This is a genomic window from uncultured Sulfitobacter sp., assembly GCF_947500075.1.
Classification (GTDB): Bacteria; Pseudomonadota; Alphaproteobacteria; order Rhodobacterales; family Rhodobacteraceae; genus Sulfitobacter.
In genome coordinates, this window is record NZ_CANMQS010000004.1 from 415,662 (window position 1) to 440,458 (window position 24,797).

A 24,797-nucleotide genomic window follows, 5' to 3' on the forward strand; every position below is an offset into this window, starting at 1 on the left:
CATGACAGCACCCATCAAAGCCACGCGCCTGCGCGGCGAACGGGTCACCCTCGCGCATGGTGGCGGTGGCAAGGCCATGCGCGATCTGATCGAAGAGATCTTTACGGATGTGTTTCAGCCTGCGGGTGATGAGGATCAGGCGCGGCTGACGTCGGATGCGTTGCGCGAGGCAGGTGCGCAACTCGCCTTCACCACGGACAGCTTTGTGGTCTCCCCGCCGGTGTTTCCCGGCGGTGACATTGGCAAGATCGCGGTCTGCGGCACGGTCAATGATCTCGCCGTGGGCGGTGCCAAGCCCCTTTGGCTCTCGGCGGCGTTCATCATTGAGGAAGGGTGCGAATTTGACCTGCTGCGTCAGGTTGTAGCCTCCATGCAGGCGGAAGCGGACAAAGCAGGCGTGCGCATTGTGACCGGCGATACCAAGGTGGTTGAGCGCGGTGCCGCGGACAAGGTTTTTGTGACGACCTCGGGCGTTGGTGTCATCCCTGCGGACCGCCATCTGGCCGCAGATCAAATCCGGCCCGGTGATGTCGCCATCGTCAACGGTGTACTTGGGGATCATGGGGCCACGATCTTGGCGGCACGCGGGGATATGGCGTTGAATACGGACATTACCTCGGATTGTCAGAGCTTGAATGGTTTGATGGAAGCGGTGCTGGCTGTTGCACCAAATACCCGTGCTGCCCGCGACGCTACACGGGGTGGTGTCGCGTCTTGTTTGAACGAGATGGCAGCGGCAGCAAAGGTCGGGATTGTGATCGAAGAAACCGCCTTGCCATTGCGTGCGGAAGTTAAAGGTGTTTGCGAGGTGCTGGGCCTTGATCCGCTTTACCTTGCCAACGAAGGCACGCTTGTGATGTTCGTGCCAGAAGACGAGGTCGATGCGGCGTTGGCTGCTATGCGGGCCATGCCGGAGGGATGTGATGCAACCGTGATCGGGCGCGCGACCTCAGGACCACCAGCGCGGGTGATCATGAAAACTCTCTTTGGCGGCCAGCGTTTGGTGGATACCTTGGTGGGAGAACAGCTACCGCGTATCTGTTGACAGCGGTCTAACCTTGAACAAGGCATATCCATTTGCAGTGGTGTTCCTTTTGGAAAATAGTTTCGCCTATGGCGGCGGAAAAAGACATAGCGGTCAGGACCCCTTGATCTCGTACCACTGGTTTGACAGACTTTCTCGTGACAAGGCACATGCGCGCAGGAACTCTTGTTGAATTTCAGGCGGATATAACGCCCCCTCTCGGGACATCGCTGCGCAATACCCTGCGGGGCAGTGGATCACGGGGAAAATCCGTCAAATCCCCTCTCACACATGCTCTGCATGTGTTGCCGGGCGAGGAAAGGACGACAAAACCGCTTCATTTCAATGGCGTGAGCCATTTGCAATGAACCCGTTCGTCGCTGCATGCCTCACGCCATTGAACCTTTGCGGTTTTGACGCCAGCGGTCCGAGATTAAGGGGGCCTGACCATTCTGTATCTGAAATATGCAAGGAGCGACCGCAGGTTTCATCGGACAGCATTGGGCGGCAGTCGTTTTGAAGAAGCGATGAGAGCTTAGAGTGGTTTATGTTGTTCCCCGCCGCGTGCATCAACATGCGGGAATTGCGACGTGCGTTCCAACTCCCTCACAACCGCAACTCGCTTTCTTCCACCCCAAACACGGACTTCAGATCGCAAAATACATGGGTCTGCTTCCCGAACGCCCGGAGACGTGCTGCACCACCTGTTCGGAACGTGTCATGGGCCACGGCAAGCACAACGCCGTCGTAGGACCCTTCTGAAGGCGCATCCACCAGCGCCAGCCCGTACTCCTCCCGCGCCTCTGCTGCATCAACCCAAGGGTCGTGCACATCCACCTGCACGCCGTACTCCTGCAACTCAGCCACCACATCCACCACGCGGGTGTTGCGCAGGTCGGGGCAGTTCTCCTTGAACGCCAGCCCCAGCACCAGAATGCGCGCGCCGGCGACCTCGATCCGGTGGCGCAGCATCGCCTTGATCATCCGTCCCGCCACATAGGCGCCCATGCCGTCATTGATCCGCCGCCCGGCGAGGATGACCTGCGGGTTGTAGCCCATCGCCTCGGCCTTGTGCGTCAGGTAGTAGGGGTCCACACCGATACAGTGACCGCCCACCAGACCGGGGCGGAAGGGCAGGAAGTTCCACTTGGTGCCTGCCGCGTCCAGCACGGCTTGCGTGTCGATATCCATCTTGTTGAAGATGATCGCCAACTCGTTGATCAACGCGATGTTGAGATCACGCTGGGTGTTCTCGATCACCTTGGCGGCCTCAGCCACACGGATGCTTTGCGCCTTGTAGGTGCCCGCGGTGATGATCTGGGCATAAAGCGCATCAACCTGAGCCGCGATGTCCGGCGTGGAGCCGGAGGTGACCTTCAGGATATTCGGCAACCGGTGCGCGGTATCGCCGGGATTGATCCGCTCGGGGCTGTAGCCACAGAAGAAGTCGGTGTTGAACCTGAGGCCCGAGGCGCGCTCCAGCACCGGCACGCAATCGTCTTCCGTGGCGCCGGGATAGACGGTGCTTTCATAGATGACGATATCGCCCTGCTTCAGCACCGCTCCCACGGTCTCTGACGCCTTGATCAGCGGCGTCAGGTCCGGACGTTTGTAGGCGTCGATGGGCGTGGGGACCGTGACGATGTAGATGGTGCAATCGGCGATGTCAGCCAGATCGGTGGTATAGCTGAGATGCGTGGCCTCTGTCAGTTCCGCCGCTGTGGTCTCCTGCGTGCGGTCCGCGCCCTCTTGCAGCTCAGCAATGCGGGCCGCGCTGATGTCAAAGCCCACGGTCGTGCGTTGCTTGCCAAATTCAACAGCCAGCGGCAGGCCCACATACCCCAGCCCGATGATGGCGATCTTCCCTTTGACAGCGGACAGGGTCATTTCCGATAATACTCCCGGAACCACGCAACAAACTGTTCAATCCCGTCTTTGAAGTCGGTCTGGGGCCGGTAGCCTGTCAATTCCTGCAACAGCGTCGCATCCGCCCATGTGGCAGGCACATCGCCCATCTGCATCTCCATGTAGTTGCGATCTGCCTTTTTGCCCAAAGCGTCTTCAATCGCATCGACAAAGTCCAGCAACCGCACCTTGTCGGAATTGCCGATGTTCACCACCCGGTAGGGTGCGGCGGGAGAAAGATTGTCCCATTCGGGGATATCCTCGGGCGCGGCAGGCCGCTCCGGCACCGCATCCATCAGCAACCGGATGCCGCGCACCAGATCGTCCACATAGGTAAAATCGCGGTACATGTCGCCGTGGTTGTAGATGTCGATGGGCCGATCATCGAGGATCGCATCGACGAACTTGTAAAGCGCGAGATCAGGCCGACCCCAGGTGCCGTAGACGGTGAAAAACCGGAACATCGTGGTGGGCAGGTGCCACAGATGGGCATAGGCATGGGCCATGCTCTCATTGGCCTTCTTGGTGGCGGCGTAGATGGTCAGCTGGGTGTCGGCTTTGTCCTGTTCGCTGAACGGCATATCGGTGTTGGCGCCATAGACGGAGGAGGTGGACGCCATCAGCAGGTGTTTGACCTCCAGCCGCCGGGCGGCTTCCATGACGTTGAAGGTGCCGATGACGTTGGAATCCAGATAAGCGCGTGGGTTTTCAAGGCTGTAGCGGACACCGGCTTGTCCTGCCAGATGCACGATGACTTCCGGTTTGAAGTCATCCATCAACCGGTCGAGCTGTTCCTGATCCTCCAGCATCCCTTCTTCGGCTGAGAAGTTGGGGTCTTGCAGCAACATCGCATGGCGGCGCTGTTTCAGCGTGACGTCGTAGTAGTCCGTCATGCCGTCATAGCCCTGCACGCGGAACCCTTCGGCGAGCAGGAGCTTGGCCAGGTGGAAACCGATAAAGCCAGCGGTGCCGGTGATCAGGACGCGGGGGAGGGAAGTGGTCATGGTGCGGAAGGTATGCTGCACGTGCGACAGGTGCAAATGGTGTTTCAGGCGGCTCCAGGTCTTGTGAACCGCGATAACGGCGCTGCACCTTCACCAGAAACACTCTGTTTCCACCGATTTGTGGGCGTGACCCCGCTGCAATCGCAAAAAACCTTGCGCCAATTCGCCCCGTTGCTACCATTGCGTGCATATTTTTAAGCGATTTTCCATGGAGGCATGCAATGAAGCAAGCCGTTGTGATCTTGCATGGCATGGGGGAACAGATCCCCATGCAGACCCTGAATTCCTTTGTCACCTCTGTCTGGACCACGGACACCAGCCTGATTGACCCGGCCAGACCAGACCCCAATACCGGCGGGGCGCGACGGGGGAATGTGTCCTGGGCCAAACCCGACAGCCGCAATTCCTCAACCGAACTCCGGCGCATCACGACGGAGCGGGACAACGCCGGGAACTACACGGATTTCTACGAATACTACTGGGCCCACATGATGGAAGGCACCACCTGGGAGCATGTGCAGACCTGGATCAAGGATCTGCTGTTTCGCAATCCAGCGACACGGGTGCCGAAGCGGGTCTTTCATGCCTGGGTGGTGTTGTGGTTCCTGACGCTGGTGATCGGGGGCCTGACCCTTTGGGGGCTGTGGCCGAAGGCAGAGGATCCCAAGCCGTGGGTTGCGGTTGTTTCGGCGCTGCTGGGGGCGGTGGCCTCCGCTTTTGTGTCGGCGGTTCTGATCCGGCGGTTCGGTGATGTTGCACGCTATGTCAAAGCGCTGCCGCCGAATGTGGAAAAGCGGCATAGGATACGGCAGACCGGTGTTGATCTGCTGGACCGGCTGATCACATCCGGCGATTACGAGCGCATCGTCGTCGTGGCGCATTCGCTGGGGACCATCGTGGCCTATGACATCCTTGCGATGCTCTATGCGCAGCACAACCGCGTGCTGGATGACGGCACGCCCAAGGACATGCGCCAGCCGGAACGCCATGCGCTGGAGGAGATGATCCGCGCGGCCGCCGCAGGTGGAGGAGGCCTTGATCTGGACGCGTATCAGGCGCAGCAGGGCAAGGCATTGGCCGAAGCGAAATCGCAGGGCAGCACGTGGATCATCAGCGATTTTGTCACCCTCGGCGCGCCGCTGGCTCATGCGGAATTCCTGACCGCCGAAAGCCACGACGACCTGCGCGCGCGGCAGGAGGCCCGTCTGCTGCCGACCTGCCCCCCGGTGCTGGAATACGACGGGACCACCAAGCTGCGGCATTTCACCTACGCGGGGCACAAGGACCGCACACCCGAAGAGCGCCGCGTGCCGCATCATGCAGCGCTTTTTGCCTATACGCGCTGGACGAACCTGTACTCCGAGGAGAAAGCGATTCTGACCGGGGATCTGATCTCAGGCCCGGTGGCGGATGTGTTCGGGCTGGAAATGGACGGCACGACCCTGCAAGGGGTGCGCGACATTGCGGTCCTGCCCAAGCTGGACGGGCAGGGCGGGGTCGCCGCAGGGCACAAACGCAGCTTCTTTTCGCACAACAATTATTGGGCGCTGGACAAGGGCACGGAAACGGGCCGCGTGGAGGTGCCGCATCATATCTCAGAGCTGCGCCGGGCGTTGCGGATTTTGCAGTAGGGGGCGGGGATGCGATTTATTGAACGTGAGGCTCTGACACCGCCGGAAATCCTGTTTGGTGACCGTGCGGAGCAGGCGCGGATGGATGTGCAGGCCTTCATTGAGCAGACCTACTCCAAAGGCGGCACACGCCGCGCCCCGGAGCCCTATTGGCTGGATGACGACGCCGAATTTCAGCAGGCGATGGCCGCGCAGTTTCATCATCAATGTGCCTATTGCGAAAGTGAGGCGCCGTTTGACCCGGACGGCTCTGGCGGGGTGATTGGCCGGCACCGGCCGCAGGCCTTGGCGCAGGATGAGAAAGGGAACACGGAACTGCTGGCCTATGCCTGGCTGATGTATGATTGGGAGAACCTGCTGTGGCTCTGCCCGGAGTGCGCGCGCCGCAAGGGCAACCTCTTTTACGTTGAGAACACGCGCGGGGAACCCTCAATGCCAGTCGCGGTTCTGCGCGAGACCGAAGGCGAGCTGATGCTGGACCCGTGTTTCTATCACCCGCAGCAGCATCTGATTTTCAATGTTGGCGGCGCGATCTCGTGGAAGACAAGCAGCGGGCGCGCGACGATGGATACGCTTGAGCTGAACCGGAGCGAGCTTTTCTATCGGCGGCGTGATGCGGTCAGGGATGTGGCCCAACAGCTTGCTGATCTGACGTCGTGGCACGGAGAAAGTGATACGCTGGCAGGGGCGCTGCGGGATCCGGATACACCGGACCCACTGCCGCCGCACTCAGGGGCCGCAACATGGGCCATTTTCGAATTCGCTGCCAACCGGTCCATGGTTTTTGATGGAGTTGTGGGGTTCCTGACAGCCTTTGAGGAACTTGGCACGGACGGACGAACCGCCTTCGTCAACGATCTGAAGGATCAAACGATCCTCTGGACGCCTCACGATGAAAAAGAAACCAGTGAGCCTGTGAGCTACAAGACTAGCAGTTCGGGGATTCGCTCTAAGGTTGGGGTGGGGAAAGCAACAGGCCAATTCAAAAAGCATAATCGCACCCCAAACGTCCAAACCCTGCCCAACGCGCTCAAACCCATCACGCGGGTCAAGATCGACAACTTCAAGGCCCTGCGGAGCATTGCCTTTGCCTTGCCTGACAAGGTGCCGGATACAGAGCAGTCTCCCTGCATGTTGCTGCTGGGGGAAAACGCCATGGGCAAGTCATCTGTGCTGGAGGCGATGGCGCTGGCCGTGATTGGCGCGCGGGAAGCCGGAGAACTGGATCAGGCGTTGAAGGACGAGGATATCTCGCCCATGGGGTTGATCCACCGGCCTGATCCCTATTTCTGGGACCAGACGGCGGACAGCATGTGTGTCCAGCTTGGGTTTCTGGATTCGACGGCTGATGTCAGCCTCGACGCCAAAGCGGGTGATGCGGCTTTTTCAGGCAGTCAGGACTGCGCCAAGGTTGTGCTGGCCTACGGCCCGCGCCGCTATTTCACCTCGCGCAAGACCCGCCGTCTGCGCGCGCCCGCCTACAGGGTGCGGTCCCTGTTTGATCCGATGGACATGATCGCAAACCCGATCCACTGGCTGACCACGCTCAAGGACCCGGAATTCTTCGCCGCGGCCCGCGCCTTGCGGGAGGTGCTGATGCTGGATGATGAGGACGATTTTGAGCGCGATGATGATCCCGATACGCCCGGCCAGATCTACATCTCGCAGAATGGCCAGCGGGTGGCGATGAAGGACCTCTCCGTCGGGTTCAAATCCGTCATTGCGATGGTCACTGATATCATCCGCGAGATGCTCTATCACTTCGACAATCTGGAATTTGCCAGCGGTGTGGTTTTCGTCGATGAGATCGAGACGCACCTGCATCCGCGCTGGAAGATGCGCATCATGACCCTGCTGCGCCGCGCGTTCCCCAAGGTGCAGTTCATCGTCACCACCCATGACCCCCTGTGCCTGCAAGGCATGTACGACGGGGAGGTTTTCGTGCTGCACCGCGCACCGGAGACGGACCATGTGGAACCGGTCAGTGATCTGCCGTCGATCCGCGGCATGCGGGCGGAACAGATCCTGACGTCTGAATTCTTCGGACTGGGATCCACGGACCCGGAAACCGATGCACGGCTGGCGCGCTATAATCATCTGGCCGCACAGATTGAAACGCTGTCAGAGACCGAGCGGCGGGAACTGGAGCGTTTGCGCGCAGAATTGGACGACGGCATGGTGCTGGGCTCTACCTTGCGCGAACAGGCCTATGCCGAAGCCCTGAAGGAGCGTAACGCGCAGCGGCAGGTCCGCCCGACAAAGGCGCGCTCGCCCCGCCGCGCGGATCTGAAGACAGAATTTGCCAGCCTGTTTGAGACGGATCCGCAGCCATGATCAAGGTCGAACGCACCAGATGCCCCGACCAGCTGAACCCGGCGATGCACAATCAGATCGGCCCCACCGAGCTGCGCAAGGTGACCGACAAGATGGCGCGGGGCGAAAAGCTGCTGGGGGATGATTTCCGGGCCTACCGCCATCCCGATGTGCGCGAGGCGCTGCGGGAAATGAGCTTTGGCAAATGCGTTTATTGCGAGAGCAAGATCGCAGGGTCGCAGGACACGGATGTGGAACACTACCGCCCCAAGAAAGGGGTGACCGAGGCCGACAAGGCCGGGATCGCCCATGAGGGCTATTGGTGGCTTGCGATGGTCTGGGAAAACCTTGTGCTGTCGTGCATGCATTGCAATCAGATGCGCTCCACCCTCGTGATTATCCCCGATGATCTGGAGACGGAGGAGGAATTCAGGGAGTTTCTCATGCGCGCGCCGGAAAGCCGGGCAGGAAAGAAGAACGCCTTTCCAACACAGGGTAATGTCTGGGTCACGACCCCGGACGGGGATTTAAGGGACGAAAAACCGCTGATCCTGAACCCGGTGGATGACACGCCGGAGGACCATCTTGAATGGGTGCTGTTCAAAGGCGCCTCCACCGTGCGGGCCAGAAACAACAGCCCCGAAGGGGAGGCGACGCGCAGCATTCTGGGCCTGAACCGCCGCTGGCTGGAGGAAGACAGGCGCATTCATCTGCTGGAGATGCGCGAAGACCGCAATGATATCATCGCCGCCATCAACAACTGGATCGAGGTTGAGGATGAAGATGCCCGCCGCCGCTTCAAGGCAACCGCCGACCGGGCCATCGCGCGGCTTATGGAAAAGAAGAAACCGCACAGGCCCTTTGCCGGCATGGCCAGCGCGTTTGTAAAGCTTGTTCAGGGGGAAGTGGCGCAGATGATGCAGCCGCCGGTGGAGGGGTAAGGGACGCTCAAGGCATTTCATGCAGGCGCTGATGCCGTCCCAGATCTCCGGCTTCTGAGTGCTGTAGGTCAACGGCGGCTGCCGGGTGAACCGGTTTTCCAGCTGGGCCAGCCATTCCTCCGGCATCTCAGCCCGAAGGTGACGGGCAAGGCAGCGACGATCTGCTCTGTCTTCTGATCAAAGCGTTAGGGGTGACTTGCTCCACGCGCAGGCTGACTTGGCGCGGCGCGCATGCCCAAGGGTGATGATCTGTCGTCTTCATGGATTGGGATCTTTGATGTCAAGAAACCTGAGCGCAAGAGGCTCGATGCGGCGCAAGGGGCCACGGGGGCCGCTTGCAGCATCCAATACCCCGAAGATGCGCTGTTTGAGTAAGGCCTGCGCCCTCAGCTTGCTGGCTTGATCCGCATGTGGCGCGCGGCATCCGCATCTGAAATGGCCCGCTCCGCGTATCCGTATGTGCCCTCTGTTCGAAGCTCTGTGGCGGCGCGGACCATTTCGCCCAAGGCGGCACGGGCAAGAGAGCCCCCCGTGCTGATCCGCCGGACACCCGCGGCAGAGAGGTCGGCCACCGATGCGGTTCCCGCTGTCAGCCCGACCACCACGTTGACCGGAACGGAAACGGATTGGCACACTCGGCGGATGCTTTCCAGATCCGGCAGGCCGGGGGCATAGACGACGTCCGCGCCAACCGCTTCAAAGGCCTGAAGCCGACGGATCGTGTCGTCCAGATCCGGGCGGCCATAGAGGAAATTCTCTGCCCGCGCAGTCACCAGAAAGTCGGGTGATGTCTTTGCCGCCACGGCAGCGGCAATGCGGTCAACGGCGTGGTCAAAGCCGTAGATCGGGGTGTCTGGATCGCCGGTTGCATCCTCGATCGCGCCACCGCACAGGCCGATGTCTCCGGCCTCTTTGACGGTCTGCGCGCAGGCGTCGGGGGATGCCCCAAACCCGTTTTCCAGATCGGCAGAAACGGGCAATACGGTCGCCTCCACAATGGATCTGGCATTATCCAGCACCTGTTCCCGAGACAGGGACCCACTGGAATCGCGCAGCCCCATGGAAAAGGCGAGGCCTGCACTGGTGGTCGCCAATGCGCTGAACCCCAGCCCTGCCAGAATGCGGGCGGTCCCGGCGTCCCAGGCGTTTGGCATCACAAGAGCCTGCGGACCCTTGTGCATTCGCCGGAACAAGGTCCGCCTGGAGGCGTGCTGGTCTGGGGGCATGATTGTCCGTTCCTTCCGAGGGAGTGGGTGGTGAAGCGGGGCAGCTGCGCAGGTATGCGCTGCAACCCCTCCAATGGGTTTAATCCGGGTGGCTTCAAACATCGAGCGGGCCAGAAGAGTGAGCATGGGACGTACCTCCACCCCTTGGATAGAGGGTTTCTATATATTTCAGAAACGAATTATATTGTTCAACGTGATGAGAAAATCTAATGTATGGCCATGAAACGGGATCTTGAGATCGACCTGCTGCGCGCTTTCGTTGCGGTTGCAGCACACCAGAATTTCACCCACGCCGCGCGCGATGTGGGGCGCACACAATCGGCGGTCAGTCTCCAGATCAAGCGGTTGGAAGAGATCGTGGGCAAGCGGCTCTTTGACCGCAGCAGACAATCGGTTTCCATCACCCATGCAGGGGAGAGCCTGCTGGTCTATGCCCACCGCATTCTGGCTGCCAATGATGCGGCACTCTCTCACATCCAGCGGCCAGAGGCCGAAGGCCGCGTGCGCATTGGCGCGCCGGATGATTATGCCACCTACCTGTTGCCGCCCATACTGTCCGCTATCGCCAAAGACCATCCACGCCTGCAATTCGAGGTGACATGTGACAATGCCGTGGACCTTCTGAAACGACTGGACAGTGACGATCTGGACGTGGTGGTTGCCACGCACCACGCGGATGCAGCCCTGGGCCAGATCGCGCGGCATGAGCCGTTGCATTGGGTGGCCGCTCCGACCTATGTGGATGATCCGGATGCGGAATTGGCGATGGTGCTGTTTCCAACAGGCTGTGTGTGCCGGGACATTGCGCTGGACGCTCTCAAGCAGATCGACCGGCCCTGGCGCATCGCCTATTCCACCCGCAGCATCGGGTTGATGGAGCAGGCGATGCTTGAAATGCCATCCGTTTCGGTGATGGAGGCATCGGTCATTCCCGCCAGCCTCAAGGTCATCGACGGGCAGACGGGATTTCCTGCGCTGTCAGAGGTCGTCATCTCCGTGCATCAGGCGCACAACCGGGCACCACAGGTTGGCCTGGTGGCAGATGCCTTGCGGTTGAGATTGGGGCGTCATGGGGTGCGCGGTGAACGCAGATCCATGCCAACGATGCCGTCTGCCGGGAGAAGGGGGAGGCATGGCCTGACGACTGACCCCGAAGTCATTTCGTAGATGCAGCAGCGCCAACCCGTTGGGATCACCCCCAGCCCGCTTCGCGCAGCGCGTCTACCAGCGTAGCGGCGGGCAGGGCGACGGGGCTTGATTTCATTGATGAACTCGCAGCGGAGCTTTCCGCGATCTCAAGCAGCAGCGCGGGAGAGAGCGGCGCCTCCGGCTCGGGCAGGCCGTAGTCACGCGCCCAGGTGCCCAGCCCGTCGATATCGCAGCCAAGGGCGGCAAGGCACCAGCCGTCAATCTCTGCGATGCGGCGGGCCGTTGTGCTGTCTGGTTGCGCGGCAGCGCGGACCGCGCGCAGGATCGGGGCCAGCAGCTGGCCGCAAATGGCACCATGGGGCGCGCCTGTCTGGCCGCCCAGAACACCGGCGATCCCGTGAACGGCCCCCAACCCTGCATTGGCCAAGGCAATGCCGCTGAGATGCGCAACCAGCGCAAGCGTGTCGCGGGCATCGGGGTCCTCGGCAGTTGCAAGCGTTGCGAGCGCCGTAAACCCCCTTGGGATGGCGTCCCGGCACAAGGCGTCTGTCACCGGGTTTGCACGGGCGGAGAGATAGGGCTCAATCACCTGGGTGACCGCGTCCATGCCGCTGGCCATCGTCACTGCGCGTGGCGTGCCATCGGTCAGGCTAGGATCGATGATGGCAAGCGATGGCACCATCGCGGCATCGCGCAGGCTGACCTTGCGGCCTTCGGCAGGCACGCTGATCACGGCGTTCTTGGTGGCTTCCGATCCGGTGCCGGAGGTCGTGGGCAAGGCAACACAGGGCAGCGGCGCGGCAGTGAGCGGCAGGCCCTTGCCGACCACTTCAAGGTGTTCCAGCGGATCGGGATCGGGCGCGGGGATCAGGGCGGCAAGCGCTTTGCCCAGATCAACCGCCGCACCGCCGCCCATCGCAATCACCGCGTCAGGCTGCATGTCGCGGGCGCGGGCCAATGCTGCCACCAACATGTCCAGATCGGGTTCACCTGCGCAGGTTTCATGATGCAAGGTCGCGCCCTGTGCCTTTAGCGCTTCCATCAGCGGCCCGGCACGTGTCTGGCTGCGCCCAGTGACAAAGACAAACCGGGTGCCAAAGGACAGGATGTCCGGCACGGCTGCCAGGGCCTCCCCCCGGCCGAAACGCAGACGAGGGGGCAGGGTGAGGGAAAAGGGCGTCATAGGTCCGGTGATACTTTCCACTCGCGCAGCTTGTAAACGGTGCCGGGCCGCGCGCGCTTGGTGTCGGAGGGTTCAGAGAAGCGGCGTTTGAAGGAATGGATCGGGGTGGCGTCTTCATCGATGCGGACCTCGACCACACAGGGGCCGTCATGGGCAAAGGCTTCGTCCAATGCCGCGCCGATCTGATCGGGTTTGTCGACGTAGATGCCTTTGAGCCCAAGCGCGCTGGCTGCATCCGCATAGCCGGGCACGCTGCCTTGTCGCTCCAGATCAACCGACACGGTTTTGTCGAAGTAGAGCTTTTGCCACATGTTGATCCAGCCCAGTTTGCCGTTGTTGATGACCACGTTGATGATGGGCTGGTTGTACTGCGCCTGCGTTGCCAGTTCGCCCACAGTATAGGAAAACGCGCCGTCACCGGCCAGTGTGACGACCTTGGCCCCTTTCGGGATCACTTCGGCGGCGCCAATGGCACCGGGGACGGAATACCCCAGACCACCTTGCCCGCGGGCAAACACGAATTGCCGACCGGGCTTTTGCGCCAGCAGGTAACCCGATATCCAGCCCGCCGAGAAGGACGCGTCAGAGACCATCACGTCATCTGCGCGCAGGCGTTTGGCGATCTCTGCCATCACGCGGGGCGGCTGGATGGGGATCTGGTCAGATGCCATTTCAGTTTCGCGGGTGGCGGTGCAGTCGGCTTTCACCTCTGCGATGCGCTTGTGCCAGTCGGGGTTGGTGTCTACGCGGCTGTCGCCCATTGCGGCATCGAGGGCCAGAATGGTTTCGCGCACATCCCCCAGCAACGGCACGGTGGGCCGGAAGGTGCGGCCGTGTTCCAGCGGGTCGATGTCGATGGTGATGGTGGCCTGCTCGGCGGTGGGCAGGGTCCAGTTCAGCCCGGTGTTCTGGCTGACCTTGGAGCCGCACCAGATGATCAGATCCGCCTCCGGCACCAGCTTCAGCGCCGCTTCGGAACCCAGCGGGTTCAGAACGCCCGCGTGGTAGTCGCGGGTTTCCGGCACCGACCCTTTGCCCGACAGCGATGTCGCCACCAGCGCGCCCAGACGGTCGGCGAAAGCGGTGACTTCAGCGGCAGCATCCGAGCCATGTACGCCGCCGCCACAGACCAGCGCAGGCCGTTTGGCCTTGGCGATCAGATCGGCGGCTTGCTGAATGCCTGTGGGCGGTGCGACGGACCGCAGGTAGGGCATGTGCACCGTCCGGTTGTCAGTGACAGCCTTCAGTGTATCGGGGTCCCAATCGGCATCGAAAATCTCATGCGGGATGACCAGTGCCACCGGACCGGGGCGCGGCGCCGTGGCGATGCGGAACGCAGTGCGGATGAGTTCGGGGAAAGCGGTGAGCGACGGCACCTGAAACGCATCCTTGCAGCAGGTCTTGAGGAAGGCGACCTGATCGAAGCCTTGGCTCGCAATGCCTTTCTGCTTCAGCGACAGCCAGTCGAGCGGTACATCCCCCACAATGCCCAGCATCGGGATCGAGGCGTTCATCGCCTCCAGAAACCCCGCAGGCAGCAGGTTGGTGCCGGGGCCGACGGTCACGTCACAGACCCCCACCTTGCCGGTCACCCGCGCATAGCCATCCGCAGCATAAGCAGCGTTGCGTTCATCGCGCATCAGGATGTGACGGATTTTGCCTTCGTTCCGGGAAATCGCGTCATGCAGGGCGGTGGTTTGCCCACCTGGCATGCCGTAGATGCGCTCGACGCCATATTCGATCAGCATCTGGACCAGAAGGTCGCCTGCGTGAAGGTTGGGCATGGTCCTGTTCTCCTGTTTCGTCGGGTGTCCCGCGCGGCGGGGCTACAATAGGGTCGATTGGCATGCCGGTCCCACGCACCTGCGACGGGAAGGTCCTGTCGGGTGGATCAATCGGGGTGCAGGGCAGGGTCAGCGGCAGCTGGAAATTCTGGGGAGCATTGGCGACACAGGCCGCCAATGCTTTTGGTTTCAAACGTCCCGGATCAGTTGTTCCAGGATTTGATCAGCTCGTCATAGGCGACGGTGACAGGTTCTTCATCCTCATTGGCCAGTTTGGCCTTTGGGGAACCGGGCTGGCTGAGCCAGTACTCGGGGTCCTGTTCATCGTTCAGCTTTGGACCGATGTCACCCATGATGCCTGCACGCTCCAGACGGGAGAGCACTTTCTCCTGCTCGGAGCACAGGGAATCGAGGGCTTCCTGAGCGGTCTTGTCGCCGGACAGTGCATCACCGATGTTCTGCCACCACAGCTGCGCCAGCTTTGGATAGTCTGGCACGTTGGTGCCCGTAGGCGACCACTGCAGACGCGCAGGAGAGCGGTAGAATTCGATCAGACCACCCAGACGCGGTGCGCGCTCGGTGAAATGCTCGCTGTCGATGGTCGACTCGCGGATGAAGGTCAGACCGACGTCGGACTTTTTCAGGTCCACCGTCTTGGACACGACAAATTGTGCATAGAGCCATGCGGCCTTGGCACGGTCCACGGGAGTGGATTTCATCAATGTCCAGGAACCGGCATCCTGATAGCCGATCTTGGTGCCTTCTTCCCAATACACACCGTGCGGGGAGGGGGCCATGCGCCACTTGGGCGTGCCGTCCTCGTTCATCACCGGCAGATCAGGATCCACCATGGATGCGGTGAACGCCGTGTACCAGAACATCTGCTGGGCCACGGTGCCTTGGCTGGGCAATGCGCCCGCTTCGGCAAAGTTCATGCCAGCCGCCGCAGGAGGCGAGTAGTTGGCAAGCCATTCCGCCGCTTTGGTGATCGCATAGACCGCCGCGGGAGAGTTGGTTGCACCACCGCGCGCGACACAGGAGCCCGTGGGCTGGCTGTTCTCGTTCACACGGATGCCCCATTCATCGACAGGCAGACCGTTGGGCTCACCTTTGTCTCCCATGCCTGCCATGGACATCCACGCATCGGTGTACCGCCAACCGAGCGACGGGTCCTTCTTGCCGTAGTCCATGTTGCCCCAGACGTCACCGTCATGGCCAAGGTGGCTGAGATCACGACCGGTGAAGAATTCGGCGATGTCCTCGTAAGCGGACCAGTTCACGGGCACACCAAGGTCGTAGCCGAACTGCGCCTTGAAGTCGGCCATGTTCTTCTCATCCGTGAACCAATCGTAGCGGAACCAGTAGAGGTTCGCGAACTGCTGGTCGGGCAGCTGGTAGAGCTTGCCATCCGGGCCAGTGGTAAACGACGTCCCGATAAAGTCATCCAGATCCAGCGTGGACAAGGTCACATCCGCGCCTTCGCCGGCCATCCAGTCGGTCAGGTTGCGCGCCTGCTGATAGCGCCAGTGTGTGCCGATCAGATCGGAGTCGTTGATGTAGGCGTCATAGATATTCTCGCCCGACTGCATCTGCGTTTGCAGACGTTCCACCACGTCACCTTCGCCAATCAGGTCATGGGTGACCTTGATGCCGGTGATGGCGGTGAAGGCGGGTGCCAGCACCTGACTTTCGTATTCGTGGGTGGTGATGGTTTCGGAGACCACCTTGATCTCCATCCCTTCGAACGGTTTGGCAGCATCGACGAAGAACTGCATCTCCGCCTCCTGTTCGGCGCGCGACAGCGTGGACAGGCCGGCGATCTCGTTGTCGAGAAACGCATTCGCCGCCTCCATATCCGCGAACGCCGGTCCGCTCAGCAGGAGCGAGAGCGCTGCTGTTGTACTGAGTAGTCGTTTCATTTTGGTCCTCCCTAAAAGTGAAACTACGGGTTTTGCAGGCGTCGACGTGCGTCGTTCTTGTGCGAGTGGCCGACGAGTGCCTCTTGAATGGATGGGGGAAGGTCAGATGCGTGTCAGACCTTCCAGAAAACGAGTGCGGCATAGGCCGCGCAGATGGCCAGCGCCCAGGGTTGCGGGCCGTATTCCAGCCCCAGCCAGGCGATGTTGATAAAGGCAGAGCCGAGGAGCGTGATAAACAGCCGATCGCCGCGTGTGGTTTCAATCCCGAGGATGCCGACACGCGGGGTTTCAGGGAAACGGATGGCGAGGATGGTAAAGAACGTCAGCAACGCCGCGATGCACCAAAAGAACAATGCCACGGGGAAGGACCACGCCATCCAGCCGCCTTGCACCATTTGATCGGTCCACAGAAATTCGCTGCCATCCCGCGGCACAGCCATGATCAGCAGGCCAAGCGCAATGCCCAGCACCGCAACTGCGCCGAGGTAGATGGGGGTCCAGTTGGTCTTGGTCATGATCACACCCTCCCCAGGGCGAAGCCCTTGGCGATGTAGTTGCGGACAAACCAGATCACGAGCGCGCCCGGAATGATCGTCAGTACACCTGCCGCCGCCAATGTGCCGTAATCAAGGCCGGTGGCCGATGATGTACGGGTCATCGCAACACCGATGGTCTTCACTTCTGTTGACGTCAGCGTGCGGGAGATCAGCAGATCGACCCATGAGAACATGAAGCAGAAGAACGCCGCCACCCCGATGCCGGAAGAGATCAGCGGCATGAAGATCCGCGTGAAGAAGCGGAACCACGAATAGCCGTCGATATAGGCGGTCTCATCAATCTCCTTGGGCACGCCGCGCATGAACCCTTCAAGGATCCACACGGCGAGGGGGACATTGAACAGACAATGCGCCAGTGCGACCGCAAGGTGCGTATCAAACAGGCCGATGGAGGAATAAAGCTGGAAGAACGGCAGCACAAACACCGCAGGTGGCGCCATCCGGTTGGTCAGCAGCCAGAAGAACAGGTGTTTGTCGCCGATGAAGCTGTAGCGTGAAAATGCGTAAGCGGCGGGCAGTGCAACCGTCACGCTGATCACCGTGTTCAGGATCACATAGGTCAGGGAATGCACGTAGCCCATGTACCACGTGGGGTCGGTGAGGATGTTGGCGTAATTGCCCAACGTGGGGTTCTGCGGGATCAGCGTCAGCTGGTTGAGGATCTCCACGTTGGGTTTGAAGCTCATGTTCACCAGCCAGTAGATCGGCAGGATCAGGAACAGCAGGTACACGATCAGCATCGCGTAGGAGGCCAGACGGCGCAGGCCTGCCTTGTCGGTGGGTTGTACGGTTGAGGTGCTCATTCGTTGCGCTCCTCTTCGCGGTCAAGATTGACCATGATCGTGTAGAACGCCCAACTGACCAGCAGGATCACCAGAAAGTACATGATGGAGAACGCCGCCGCAGGTCCAAGGTCGAACTGCCCCAAGGCCATTTTCACCAGATCAATCGACAGGAACGTCGTGGCAGAACCCGGCCCGCCGCCGGTGACGACGAAAGGTTCGGTGTAGATCATGAAACTGTCCATGAAGCGCAGCAGCACCGCAATCAACAGCACGCCTTTCAGCTTGGGCAACTCCACATAACGGAAGACGGCCCAGCGGCTGGCCTGGTCGATCTTGGCGGCTTGGTAATAGGCATCCGGAATGGATTGCAGGCCGGCATAGGCCAGCAGCACCACCAGCGACGTCCAGTGCCAGACATCCATCATGATCACTGACACCCAAGCCGCACTGGCGTTCTGACCCAGATTGAAGTCAATCCCGATCAGCCCCAGCGAATAACCCAGCAGGCCGATGTCGATGCGCGCGAACACCTGCCAGATCGTGCCCACCACGTTCCACGGGATCAGCAGCGGCAGGGCAAAGAGCACCAGACAGACCGAGGCCCAGACGCCCTTCTTCGGCATGGCCAAAGCAACTGCAATGCCCAACGGCACTTCGATGGCGAGGATGGTGAAAGAGAAGATCAGCTGCCGTTGCAGCGCGCCCCACATGCGGTCGGATTCCAGGGTTTCCTTGAACCACTCCACCCCGACCCAGAAAAACGCATTGTTCCCGAAGGTGTCGTTGAACGCATAGTTCACCACCGTCATCAGCGGGATGATCGCGGAAAACGCGACCAGCAGCAGCACGGGCAGCACCATGAACCATGCGCGGTTGTTCTGTGGCTTATCCATCAGGAAGCTCCCCCGGTTTGCGGCGTTACGCGCCAGTCGTTTGCAAAGACGCCGATCTGTTCGGGCATGAAGGCGATGTGCTGTGTGCCCTCCGGCAGGGGTGTGCCTTCGGGCAGCACCGCGCAGAGCGTGTTGCCCTCGAACCCGACGCGGACGATCCGGTGGCGGCCCACGTCTTCTACTTGCGTGACCTGCACGGGCAGGCCGCTGGCATCTGTGGTGAAGGTGACAAATTCCGGCCGGATGCCGATCTGCGTGTGGCCTTCGGGCGATTTGTATCCGGCACCCAGGGGAATCTGATGGCTGCCGATGGTCGCCATGTTCCCGTCGATCTTGGCATCCAGAAGGTTCATGCCCGGCGAGCCGATGAAATAGCCCACAAAGGTATGCTCAGGCCGTTCAAACAGCTCTTCCGGCGTGCCCAGTTGCACCACACGGCCGTCGTGCATGACCACCACTTTGTCGGCAAAAGTCAGCGCCTCTGTCTGGTCGTGGGTGACGTAGATCATCGTGTGCCCGAACTCGCGGTGCAGCTGCTTGAGTTGGGTGCGCAGCTCCCACTTCATGTGCGGGTCGATCACCGTCAGCGGCTCATCAAAGAGGATGGCATTCACATCCTCGCGCACCATGCCGCGTCCGAGGGAGATTTTCTGCTTTTCATCCGCCGTCAGCCCGCGCGCCTTGCGCGAAAGCTGGCTGTCCATGCCGATCATCTGAGCAATCTGCTGCACACGGTCCTTGATGTAGCTGGCCTGCATCCCGCGGTTGCGCAGCGGAAAGGCCAGGTTATCGCGCACGGTCATCGTGTCGTAGACCACCGGAAACTGAAACACCTGCGCGATGTTACGCGCGGTGGTCGGCGCGTGGGTCATGTCCGCGCCGTCAAACAGGATCTGCCCGCGGGTGGGCTCCAGCAGGCCGGAGATGATGTTCAATAGCGTGGATTTGCCACAACCCGATGCGCCCAGCAGCGCATAGGCCCCGCCATCGTCCCAATCCAGATCAATGGTCTTGAGGGCAAAGTCGTCCTCCCCGCCCGGTTTGGGCAGGTAGCTGTGGGCAAGGTCTTTGAGTTCAATACGAGCCATGGACGCCTCAGGCAGCGGCAGCATAGGCCGCAGGCAATGCCAGCTGACCGTCTGCGTCAAAAAGATAGATGTGTTTCGGGTCGAGCCAGAGCGTGATGTCGCTGCCTGCCTCAAAGTCATGCACACCGTGGACCAGCGCGACCCATTTGTCGTCGCCGTGATGGAGGTGCAGGAAGGTTTCAGAGCCTGTGATCTCTGCAATGCCAAGGGTGCAGGTCAGCGCCATGGATTGGTCGGATTCAGCGTTCAGGTTCAGGTGGTTGGGCCGGAAGCCTGCGCGATAGTCCCCGTCTGCCAGATCAGCAAACGCCCCGCCCACGGGGGCAGAGGTGCCATCCGCCATGATCAGCTGCCCGCCCTCCTTGCGGCAAGGCGTGAAGTTCATCGGCGGATCGGAATAGACACGCGCGGTGGTGGCGTCCTTGGGGTGGCGGTAGACATCTGTCGCGGGGCCAAATTGGGTGATGCGCCCTTCGAACAGGGTTGCGGTATTGCCACCCAGCAGCAGTGCCTCTTCAGGTTCTGTTGTGGCATAGACAAAGATCGCGCCACTGTCGCGGAAGATGCGCGGAATTTCAGCGCGCAGTTCCTCGCGCAGTTTGTAATCAAGGTTCGCCAGCGGCTCATCCAGCAGCACCAGATCGCTTTCCTTGACCAAGGCACGGGCCAGCGCGCAGCGTTGCTGCTGCCCGCCGGACAGTTCCAGCGGCTTGCGGTCGAGCATTTCCGTGAGGCGCAGCATCTCTGCTGATTTGCGCACGGCGGCGTCAATCTCTGCCTTGCTCTTGCCCATCAGTTTCAGCGGAGAGGCGATGTTATCAAAGACGGTCATCGACGGGTAGTTGATGAACTGCTGATAGACCATCGCCACCTTGCGGTCCTGTACCCGCATACCAGTGACGTCCTTGCCATGGGCCAGCACTTGCCCGGTGGTGGGCTTGTCCAGGCCTGCCATCAGCCGCATCAGCGTGGTCTTGCCCGCCAGCGTTGGACCCAACAGCACGTTCATCGTGCCCGGTTCCAGCTTCAGATCGGTGTTGTAGATATGCGTGCGTCCGCGCACCTTCATGGAGACATCGCGCAGTTCAAGCATGGTCCATCTCCAGTTCGGGGGCAGGGGCGGTGTCTTGGGTGGCGATCATGGCTGATGCCATCGCGTCGCGCAGGGCAGCGTAGCGGGGGTATTTGGCCAGATGGACCGCGCCGCGCTCTGCGTTGGTGTCGTGGCGGCGGGCGATGCCGCCCATGCCAGTCACGGCATCTGACAGCGTGTCAAACGCGCCCACACCGGAGGCCGCACACATCGCGGTCCCAAGCGCGCCAAACTCTGAACCCCTGGGCACTTCAATCGGCAATCCCAGAATGTCGGCAAACATCTCCGTCCAGAGCGGGCTTTGCGTGGCACCACCCGTCATGCGGATGACTTCGGGCCGTGCGGCGTCTTTGCCCGTCAGGGCGATGTCCAGATCAGCCTTGTGTGAGAATACGATACCCTCGAACACCGCGAGCAGGGTCTTGTCGAGATCGGTGCGCGCGCTCATCCCGACCAGTCCTGCGGGGGCGCCTTCCGGACCGCCAAAAAGGTAGGGGAAGAACATCGCATTGGTGTGCTGCCCCCTGGCCCGCGCGACGGCGGCGTTGACCGTGTCGTAAATGTTGTCCATGCCTTCCAGCGTGTCGTCGTGCAGCAGCAGCGTTTTCACGACCCATTCAAGGTTGGACGCCGAGGTGGGGGAGCCCTGCACCGCCAGCCAACCGCCCAGCGGATAGGCGAATTGCAGCATCGGGACCGCGTCCATCTTGGGGGCTTGATCATGCAGGGTTGCCGCGATGGAAAACGTGCCCGCGACCATGCTCATCTGATCAGGCCGGGTGACCATAGACGCCATCGCGGAAGCCGACATATCAACCGTGCCGCGTACCACGGGCGTGCCTTGCTTGAGGCCGGTCAGGGCGGCAGCCTCGGCGGTGACATACCCTGCGACGTCGTCCGAGGGGCCAATGTCAGGCAGTTTGGGCATCATCTGTTCCAGCCCCAAAAGGCGCAACATGTCTTCTGAATAGGAGCCCTTGGCCACGTCGATCAGCGCCGCAGAACCTGCATCGGTAAAATCGGTGGAGCGGTCACCACAAAGCTGCGCGCGCAGGTAGTCCTTGCAGAACGTGATGGTCTGCGTCTTCGCCATCACCTCAGGCTCATTGTCCTGAAGCCACGCGATCAATGCAGCGCTTTGCCCCGGCCATGGCACCTGGTTCACGAGCATTGCGAGTTCCTGAGCACGGCCATCCACCGCCCATTGCCCCACCATCTCCGCAGCGCGCCCGTCGGTGGATACGATACCCGGCCGGGTGGGGTTGTTGTCACTGTCCAGAAGGTACAATCCACTGCCATATCCCGATACGCTGATCGCCAGAACATCCCCCGGATCGGTGCCGGAGTGTTGCAGAACGGTGGAGATCGCTTCGGCAGCCGCGCGCCACATGGCATCGGGGTCGCGTTCGGTCCAGCCGAGGGTGGGAAAGTATGTCACGTTGCGGCTGCGGGCGCAGGCTTTCTCGGCCCCGGTGAGGTCGAAAAGTGCGGCCTTTGTCATTGTGCCACCGGCATCAATGCCGATCACGCACTCTCCCATGGCTTCCTCCCCCCGTTGTTGAGTCGCAAAGCGGCCCACAACTTGTCATTACGAGTGAGCGTAAGGAACTGCGACAACATGTCAAGCAACAGAATCGGGCCCTTGGAAATAAAGCATTTGCGCTGCGGCGCGGCATAACATTCTCTTGCCGTTAGACAACTTATCATTACAAGTAGAGAGGCCTCAGCCGGGCAGGTCAGGCGCTGCGTTCTGATCTGTCCGGCTGGTCAAAAGGAAGGTGGGATGCGTACTAGGTCTGAGCTGCTGACACGCCTGCGGGCGCGTGGCGCACCCGATATTGTGATCATCGGTGGCGGCATAAACGGGGTTGGGATCTACCGGGATCTGGCTGCTCAAGGCATTCCTGCGCTACTGGTTGATGCGGGTGATTTTTCCTCCGGCACCAGTGCAGCGCCCTCACGATTGATCCACGGCGGGCTGCGGTATCTTGAAACCGGAGAGACCGCGCTGGTGCGGGAATCGTTGCTGGAACGCGACCGATTGCTGCACAACGCGCGCCACATGGTTTACCCGCAACCGGTGTGGATTCCCTTGAAAAGCTACCTTGCCGGGTCGTTTGATGCAGCTTTGCGGTTCTTCAAGCTGAAGAAGACGCCGGGGCGAAAAGGGGCTTTGCCCGTCGCGCTCGGGCTGCGCTTTTACGATATCTTCGGGCGCAAAACGCGGGTGATGCCAAAGCACCGGATCATCTCTGCCGCAAAGGCGCGGGCGGCCATGCCAAGCCTTGCACCCGATGTCATCATGGTGGGGGAGTTCCATGACGCCCGGATCAGTCATCCCGAACGGCTGGTGCTGGAGCTGATCGCCGACGCGGAGGCGGACTGCCCGGATGCCATGGCGTTGCCCTATCTTGCAGCCGGTAAGCAATCGGGCGGCACGTTGACCCTGACCGACCGGGAGCGGGGAGAAGAGATCACCGTCACGCCGAAGATCGTCGTAAATGCTGCGGGTGCATGGGTCGATCAGGTGCAATCCGGCCTTGGCTTTTCCGGCAGGCTCATGGGGGGCACGCGGGGCACGCATTTGGTCATCGGCAATCCTGCCCTTCTGGCGGAACTCAAGGGCCGGATGCTGTACTTTGAGACGAAGGATTTCCGCGCCTGTCTGGCCCTGCCGCTGGATGCAGACCACGTTTATGTCGGCACCACGGATATTCGCACGGATGATCCCGATGACACGCGATACACGGAAGCTGAGGTCGACTACATCTTTGATGTCCTGCGGCCTGTTTTGCCCAAGGTTCTGTGGCGGCGGGAAGATGTCGTCTTTGTCATGGCGGGCATTCGGCCGTTGCCGTTTCAGGACAACAAGGTGGGGGCCGCAGGTGCGATCAGCCGCGATCACCGGATTGACCATTTTGCCCGGACAACAGATCGCCCGTTTGAGACCTTCACGCTGGTCGGGGGGAAATGGACCACCTACCGGGCGCTGGCGGAAGAAGCGGTGGATGATGTGCTCAAACATCTGGGTAAGCCGCGTGTCAAAGGCACAGGGGATACTCCTATAGGCGGGGCAAAAGACCTGCCCACACCCCCTTCAAAACGTGCGGAATGGACAAGGGCGCTGGCCGCGGAAACGGGCGTTAGTCCGGCGCGCTGCGGTGATCTGGTTGCGCGCTATGGCAGCGGCGCGCAGGCTTTTGCAAAAGCTGAAGCAGGCGACAACCGCCGGTTTGAGGCGCTGGACGGGTATACCCCGGCGGAGATCGGTCTGATCTGCCAAACCGAACGGGTGTCGCGTCTTGAGGATATCGTTTTGCGGCGGACCCTGATGGGGTTCGAGGGCCGCACCAGCCGCGCCGCTCTGGAAGACGTCGCGGCCGTCGCCGCAGATGCGTTGAAATGGTCTGACGACAGGCGCGACAGTGAGGTGCAAAGCGTCATCTCCACCCTGAAGGACACACATATGGTGCCGGGGCTATGAAACCACCAGCCACTCCAGACGAGCCGGTCGCGGACAAGCACGAGGTCAACGAAGGGGCCGCGCCACACAGGATGGACCGCACAGGTGCCGTGCCGCTCTGGCTTCAGGTCAAACAGTACCTGTCCGCGATGATCCGGGACAAAGGGCTTGCCGACCACGATCGCCTGCCATCCGAGGCAACGCTGTGCAAGCAATTCGGCGTCTCCCGCACGGTGGTGCGCGAAGCGCTCGCGCAGATGGTCAACGAAGAACTGATCTATCGCCATCAGGGCAAGGGCGCGTTTGTGCGTGGACGTCGCGAAGTTCAGAGCTTTGTCGGGTCCACCGTGGGGTTCAGCGGCGAATTGGCGGAGAAAAGGCATGATGTCACACGGCGCATCCTGCGCCAGCAGGTGATCCTGCCCACCCACCGGATGCAACGGTTTCTGAAGATCGGCTCAAGCGAGCCGGTGGTGATCATCGACCGCGTGCTCAGCGTGGATGGTGCGCCGCGCGCGATTGTGCGCTGGGCGATGCTGGAGCGGATGGTGCCGGGTCTGGTGGGGCTGCGGATGAGCAATCGGTCGCTCTATGATACGATCTCCCGCCAGTATGGCATCCGGCTGGTGCAGGCGGAGCGCTGGATTGAGGCGGTGTCACTGTCGGCCGAAGATGCCGAATTGCTGGGCGTGGAGGAGGGCAAGGCCGCGCTTTGTATCGAGTCGGTGGGGTCGAACGACACGCAGATCCCCATCGAATATTATCAGGCGCATTACCTCAGTGACCGGGCGCGTCTGCGGTTCGTGGTGTCCAACTCGTCCTGATGGGTTGTTGACAGA

Annotated in this window: 20 protein-coding genes; 8 read left to right on the forward strand and 12 right to left on the reverse strand. The window is 61.1% G+C overall.

Going from position 1 to position 24,797, the window contains the following annotated elements:
- Nucleotide 1 precedes the first annotated feature (1 nt).
- The gene (hypE, locus tag Q1A91_RS14935; RefSeq protein WP_299878964.1) at nt 2-1,045 is read left to right on the forward strand and encodes a hydrogenase expression/formation protein HypE; all 1,044 of its coding nucleotides are present in this window, start codon (nt 2-4) and stop codon (nt 1,043-1,045) included.
- A gap of 585 nt (nt 1,046-1,630) precedes the next feature.
- On the opposite strand, the gene tviB is transcribed toward hypE, so the two are convergent.
- Both tviB and Q1A91_RS14945 read right to left on the reverse strand, forming a co-directional pair.
- On the reverse strand, nt 1,631-2,911 hold the full coding sequence (gene tviB / locus Q1A91_RS14940) for a Vi polysaccharide biosynthesis UDP-N-acetylglucosamine C-6 dehydrogenase TviB (protein ID WP_299878967.1): 1,281 nt from the start codon (nt 2,909-2,911) through the stop codon (nt 1,631-1,633).
- Nucleotides 2,908-3,933, reverse strand: a complete 1,026-nt coding sequence (locus tag Q1A91_RS14945; RefSeq protein WP_299878970.1) for an NAD-dependent epimerase/dehydratase family protein — start codon at nt 3,931-3,933, stop codon at nt 2,908-2,910. Before Q1A91_RS14945 ends, tviB begins: the two co-directional genes overlap by 4 nt.
- A 221-nt stretch (nt 3,934-4,154) precedes the next feature.
- Here Q1A91_RS14945 and Q1A91_RS14950 point away from each other — a divergent pair, with 221 nt between their 5' ends.
- The 4 genes from Q1A91_RS14950 to Q1A91_RS14965 all read left to right on the forward strand — a co-directional run bounded on the left by Q1A91_RS14950 (nt 4,155) and on the right by Q1A91_RS14965 (nt 9,193).
- Complete coding sequence (locus Q1A91_RS14950; RefSeq protein WP_299878973.1) at nt 4,155-5,564, forward strand: hypothetical protein; 1,410 nt, start codon at nt 4,155-4,157, stop codon at nt 5,562-5,564.
- A gap of 9 nt (nt 5,565-5,573) precedes the next feature.
- A complete protein-coding gene (locus tag Q1A91_RS14955; protein ID WP_299878975.1) occupies nt 5,574-7,898 on the forward strand; it encodes an AAA family ATPase in 2,325 nt (774 codons plus the stop codon).
- Nucleotides 7,895-8,818, forward strand: a complete 924-nt coding sequence (locus tag Q1A91_RS14960; protein ID WP_299878978.1) for an HNH endonuclease — start codon at nt 7,895-7,897, stop codon at nt 8,816-8,818. Before Q1A91_RS14955 ends, Q1A91_RS14960 begins: the two co-directional genes overlap by 4 nt.
- Nucleotides 8,819-9,049: 231 nt before the next feature.
- The gene (locus tag Q1A91_RS14965; RefSeq protein WP_299878981.1) at nt 9,050-9,193 is read left to right on the forward strand and encodes a hypothetical protein; all 144 of its coding nucleotides are present in this window, start codon (nt 9,050-9,052) and stop codon (nt 9,191-9,193) included.
- A gap of 11 nt (nt 9,194-9,204) precedes the next feature.
- On the opposite strand, the gene Q1A91_RS14970 is transcribed toward Q1A91_RS14965, so the two are convergent.
- The gene (locus Q1A91_RS14970; RefSeq protein ID WP_299878984.1) at nt 9,205-10,044 is read right to left on the reverse strand and encodes an oxaloacetate decarboxylase; all 840 of its coding nucleotides are present in this window, start codon (nt 10,042-10,044) and stop codon (nt 9,205-9,207) included.
- Nucleotides 10,045-10,263: 219 nt separating this feature from the next.
- Here Q1A91_RS14970 and Q1A91_RS14975 point away from each other — a divergent pair, with 219 nt between their 5' ends.
- On the forward strand, nt 10,264-11,211 hold the full coding sequence (locus tag Q1A91_RS14975; protein WP_299878987.1) for a LysR family transcriptional regulator: 948 nt from the start codon (nt 10,264-10,266) through the stop codon (nt 11,209-11,211).
- A 25-nt stretch (nt 11,212-11,236) separates the two neighbouring features.
- Here Q1A91_RS14975 and Q1A91_RS14980 read toward each other — a convergent pair whose 3' ends face one another.
- The 9 genes from Q1A91_RS14980 to Q1A91_RS15020 all read right to left on the reverse strand — a co-directional run bounded on the left by Q1A91_RS14980 (nt 11,237) and on the right by Q1A91_RS15020 (nt 22,035).
- Nucleotides 11,237-12,376, reverse strand: a complete 1,140-nt coding sequence (locus tag Q1A91_RS14980; protein ID WP_299878990.1) for an iron-containing alcohol dehydrogenase — start codon at nt 12,374-12,376, stop codon at nt 11,237-11,239.
- Nucleotides 12,373-14,160 (reverse strand): thiamine pyrophosphate-binding protein, encoded by a 1,788-nt coding sequence (locus tag Q1A91_RS14985; RefSeq protein ID WP_299878993.1) that lies wholly within the window; start codon nt 14,158-14,160, stop codon nt 12,373-12,375. Before Q1A91_RS14985 ends, Q1A91_RS14980 begins: the two co-directional genes overlap by 4 nt.
- Before the next feature lie 203 nt (nt 14,161-14,363).
- Nucleotides 14,364-16,079, reverse strand: coding sequence for an ABC transporter substrate-binding protein (locus tag Q1A91_RS14990; RefSeq protein WP_299878996.1), 1,716 nt, complete (start codon nt 16,077-16,079; stop codon nt 14,364-14,366).
- 113 nt (nt 16,080-16,192) lie between these two features.
- Nucleotides 16,193-16,594 (reverse strand): DUF2160 domain-containing protein, encoded by a 402-nt coding sequence (locus Q1A91_RS14995; RefSeq protein WP_299878999.1) that lies wholly within the window; start codon nt 16,592-16,594, stop codon nt 16,193-16,195.
- A gap of 2 nt (nt 16,595-16,596) precedes the next feature.
- Nucleotides 16,597-17,376 (reverse strand): carbohydrate ABC transporter permease, encoded by a 780-nt coding sequence (locus tag Q1A91_RS15000; protein ID WP_299879476.1) that lies wholly within the window; start codon nt 17,374-17,376, stop codon nt 16,597-16,599.
- Nucleotides 17,377-17,435: 59 nt separating this feature from the next.
- Entirely contained in the window at nt 17,436-18,314 is an 879-nt protein-coding gene (locus Q1A91_RS15005; RefSeq protein WP_299879002.1) for a carbohydrate ABC transporter permease, read from the reverse strand.
- A complete protein-coding gene (locus Q1A91_RS15010; RefSeq protein WP_299879005.1) occupies nt 18,314-19,402 on the reverse strand; it encodes an ABC transporter ATP-binding protein in 1,089 nt (362 codons plus the stop codon). Before Q1A91_RS15010 ends, Q1A91_RS15005 begins: the two co-directional genes overlap by 1 nt.
- A gap of 7 nt (nt 19,403-19,409) precedes the next feature.
- Complete coding sequence (locus tag Q1A91_RS15015) at nt 19,410-20,495, reverse strand: ABC transporter ATP-binding protein (RefSeq protein WP_299879008.1); 1,086 nt, start codon at nt 20,493-20,495, stop codon at nt 19,410-19,412.
- Entirely contained in the window at nt 20,488-22,035 is a 1,548-nt protein-coding gene (locus Q1A91_RS15020; RefSeq protein ID WP_299879011.1) for an FGGY-family carbohydrate kinase, read from the reverse strand. The genes Q1A91_RS15015 and Q1A91_RS15020 overlap by 8 nt, the downstream gene beginning before the upstream one ends.
- 243 nt (nt 22,036-22,278) lie before the next feature.
- Here Q1A91_RS15020 and Q1A91_RS15025 point away from each other — a divergent pair, with 243 nt between their 5' ends.
- Entirely contained in the window at nt 22,279-23,979 is a 1,701-nt protein-coding gene (locus Q1A91_RS15025) for a glycerol-3-phosphate dehydrogenase/oxidase (protein WP_299879014.1), read from the forward strand.
- Entirely contained in the window at nt 23,976-24,782 is an 807-nt protein-coding gene (locus Q1A91_RS15030; RefSeq protein WP_299879017.1) for a GntR family transcriptional regulator, read from the forward strand. Before Q1A91_RS15025 ends, Q1A91_RS15030 begins: the two co-directional genes overlap by 4 nt.
- Nucleotides 24,783-24,797: the final 15 nt, after the last annotated feature.

Bases quoted from the DNA above. Each gene is read 5' to 3' on its own strand.
- hypE (WP_299878964.1), top strand. From the start codon at position 2: ATGACAGCACCCATCAAAGCCACGCGCCTGCGCGGCGAACGGGTCACC.
- tviB (WP_299878967.1), bottom strand. From the start codon at position 2,911: ATGACCCTGTCCGCTGTCAAAGGGAAGATCGCCATCATCGGGCTGGGG.
- Q1A91_RS14945 (WP_299878970.1), bottom strand. From the start codon at position 3,933: ATGACCACTTCCCTCCCCCGCGTCCTGATCACCGGCACCGCTGGCTTT.
- Q1A91_RS14950 (WP_299878973.1), top strand. From the start codon at position 4,155: ATGAAGCAAGCCGTTGTGATCTTGCATGGCATGGGGGAACAGATCCCC.
- Q1A91_RS14955 (WP_299878975.1), top strand. From the start codon at position 5,574: ATGCGATTTATTGAACGTGAGGCTCTGACACCGCCGGAAATCCTGTTT.
- Q1A91_RS14960 (WP_299878978.1), top strand. From the start codon at position 7,895: ATGATCAAGGTCGAACGCACCAGATGCCCCGACCAGCTGAACCCGGCG.
- Q1A91_RS14965 (WP_299878981.1), top strand. From the start codon at position 9,050: ATGCCCAAGGGTGATGATCTGTCGTCTTCATGGATTGGGATCTTTGAT.
- Q1A91_RS14970 (WP_299878984.1), bottom strand. From the start codon at position 10,044: ATGCCCCCAGACCAGCACGCCTCCAGGCGGACCTTGTTCCGGCGAATG.
- Q1A91_RS14975 (WP_299878987.1), top strand. From the start codon at position 10,264: ATGAAACGGGATCTTGAGATCGACCTGCTGCGCGCTTTCGTTGCGGTT.
- Q1A91_RS14980 (WP_299878990.1), bottom strand. From the start codon at position 12,376: ATGACGCCCTTTTCCCTCACCCTGCCCCCTCGTCTGCGTTTCGGCCGG.
- Q1A91_RS14985 (WP_299878993.1), bottom strand. From the start codon at position 14,160: ATGCCCAACCTTCACGCAGGCGACCTTCTGGTCCAGATGCTGATCGAA.
- Q1A91_RS14990 (WP_299878996.1), bottom strand. From the start codon at position 16,079: ATGAAACGACTACTCAGTACAACAGCAGCGCTCTCGCTCCTGCTGAGC.
- Q1A91_RS14995 (WP_299878999.1), bottom strand. From the start codon at position 16,594: ATGACCAAGACCAACTGGACCCCCATCTACCTCGGCGCAGTTGCGGTG.
- Q1A91_RS15000 (WP_299879476.1), bottom strand. From the start codon at position 17,376: ATGCTGATCGTGTACCTGCTGTTCCTGATCCTGCCGATCTACTGGCTG.
- Q1A91_RS15005 (WP_299879002.1), bottom strand. From the start codon at position 18,314: ATGGATAAGCCACAGAACAACCGCGCATGGTTCATGGTGCTGCCCGTG.
- Q1A91_RS15010 (WP_299879005.1), bottom strand. From the start codon at position 19,402: ATGGCTCGTATTGAACTCAAAGACCTTGCCCACAGCTACCTGCCCAAA.
- Q1A91_RS15015 (WP_299879008.1), bottom strand. From the start codon at position 20,495: ATGCTTGAACTGCGCGATGTCTCCATGAAGGTGCGCGGACGCACGCAT.
- Q1A91_RS15020 (WP_299879011.1), bottom strand. From the start codon at position 22,035: ATGGGAGAGTGCGTGATCGGCATTGATGCCGGTGGCACAATGACAAAG.
- Q1A91_RS15025 (WP_299879014.1), top strand. From the start codon at position 22,279: ATGCGTACTAGGTCTGAGCTGCTGACACGCCTGCGGGCGCGTGGCGCA.
- Q1A91_RS15030 (WP_299879017.1), top strand. From the start codon at position 23,976: ATGAAACCACCAGCCACTCCAGACGAGCCGGTCGCGGACAAGCACGAG.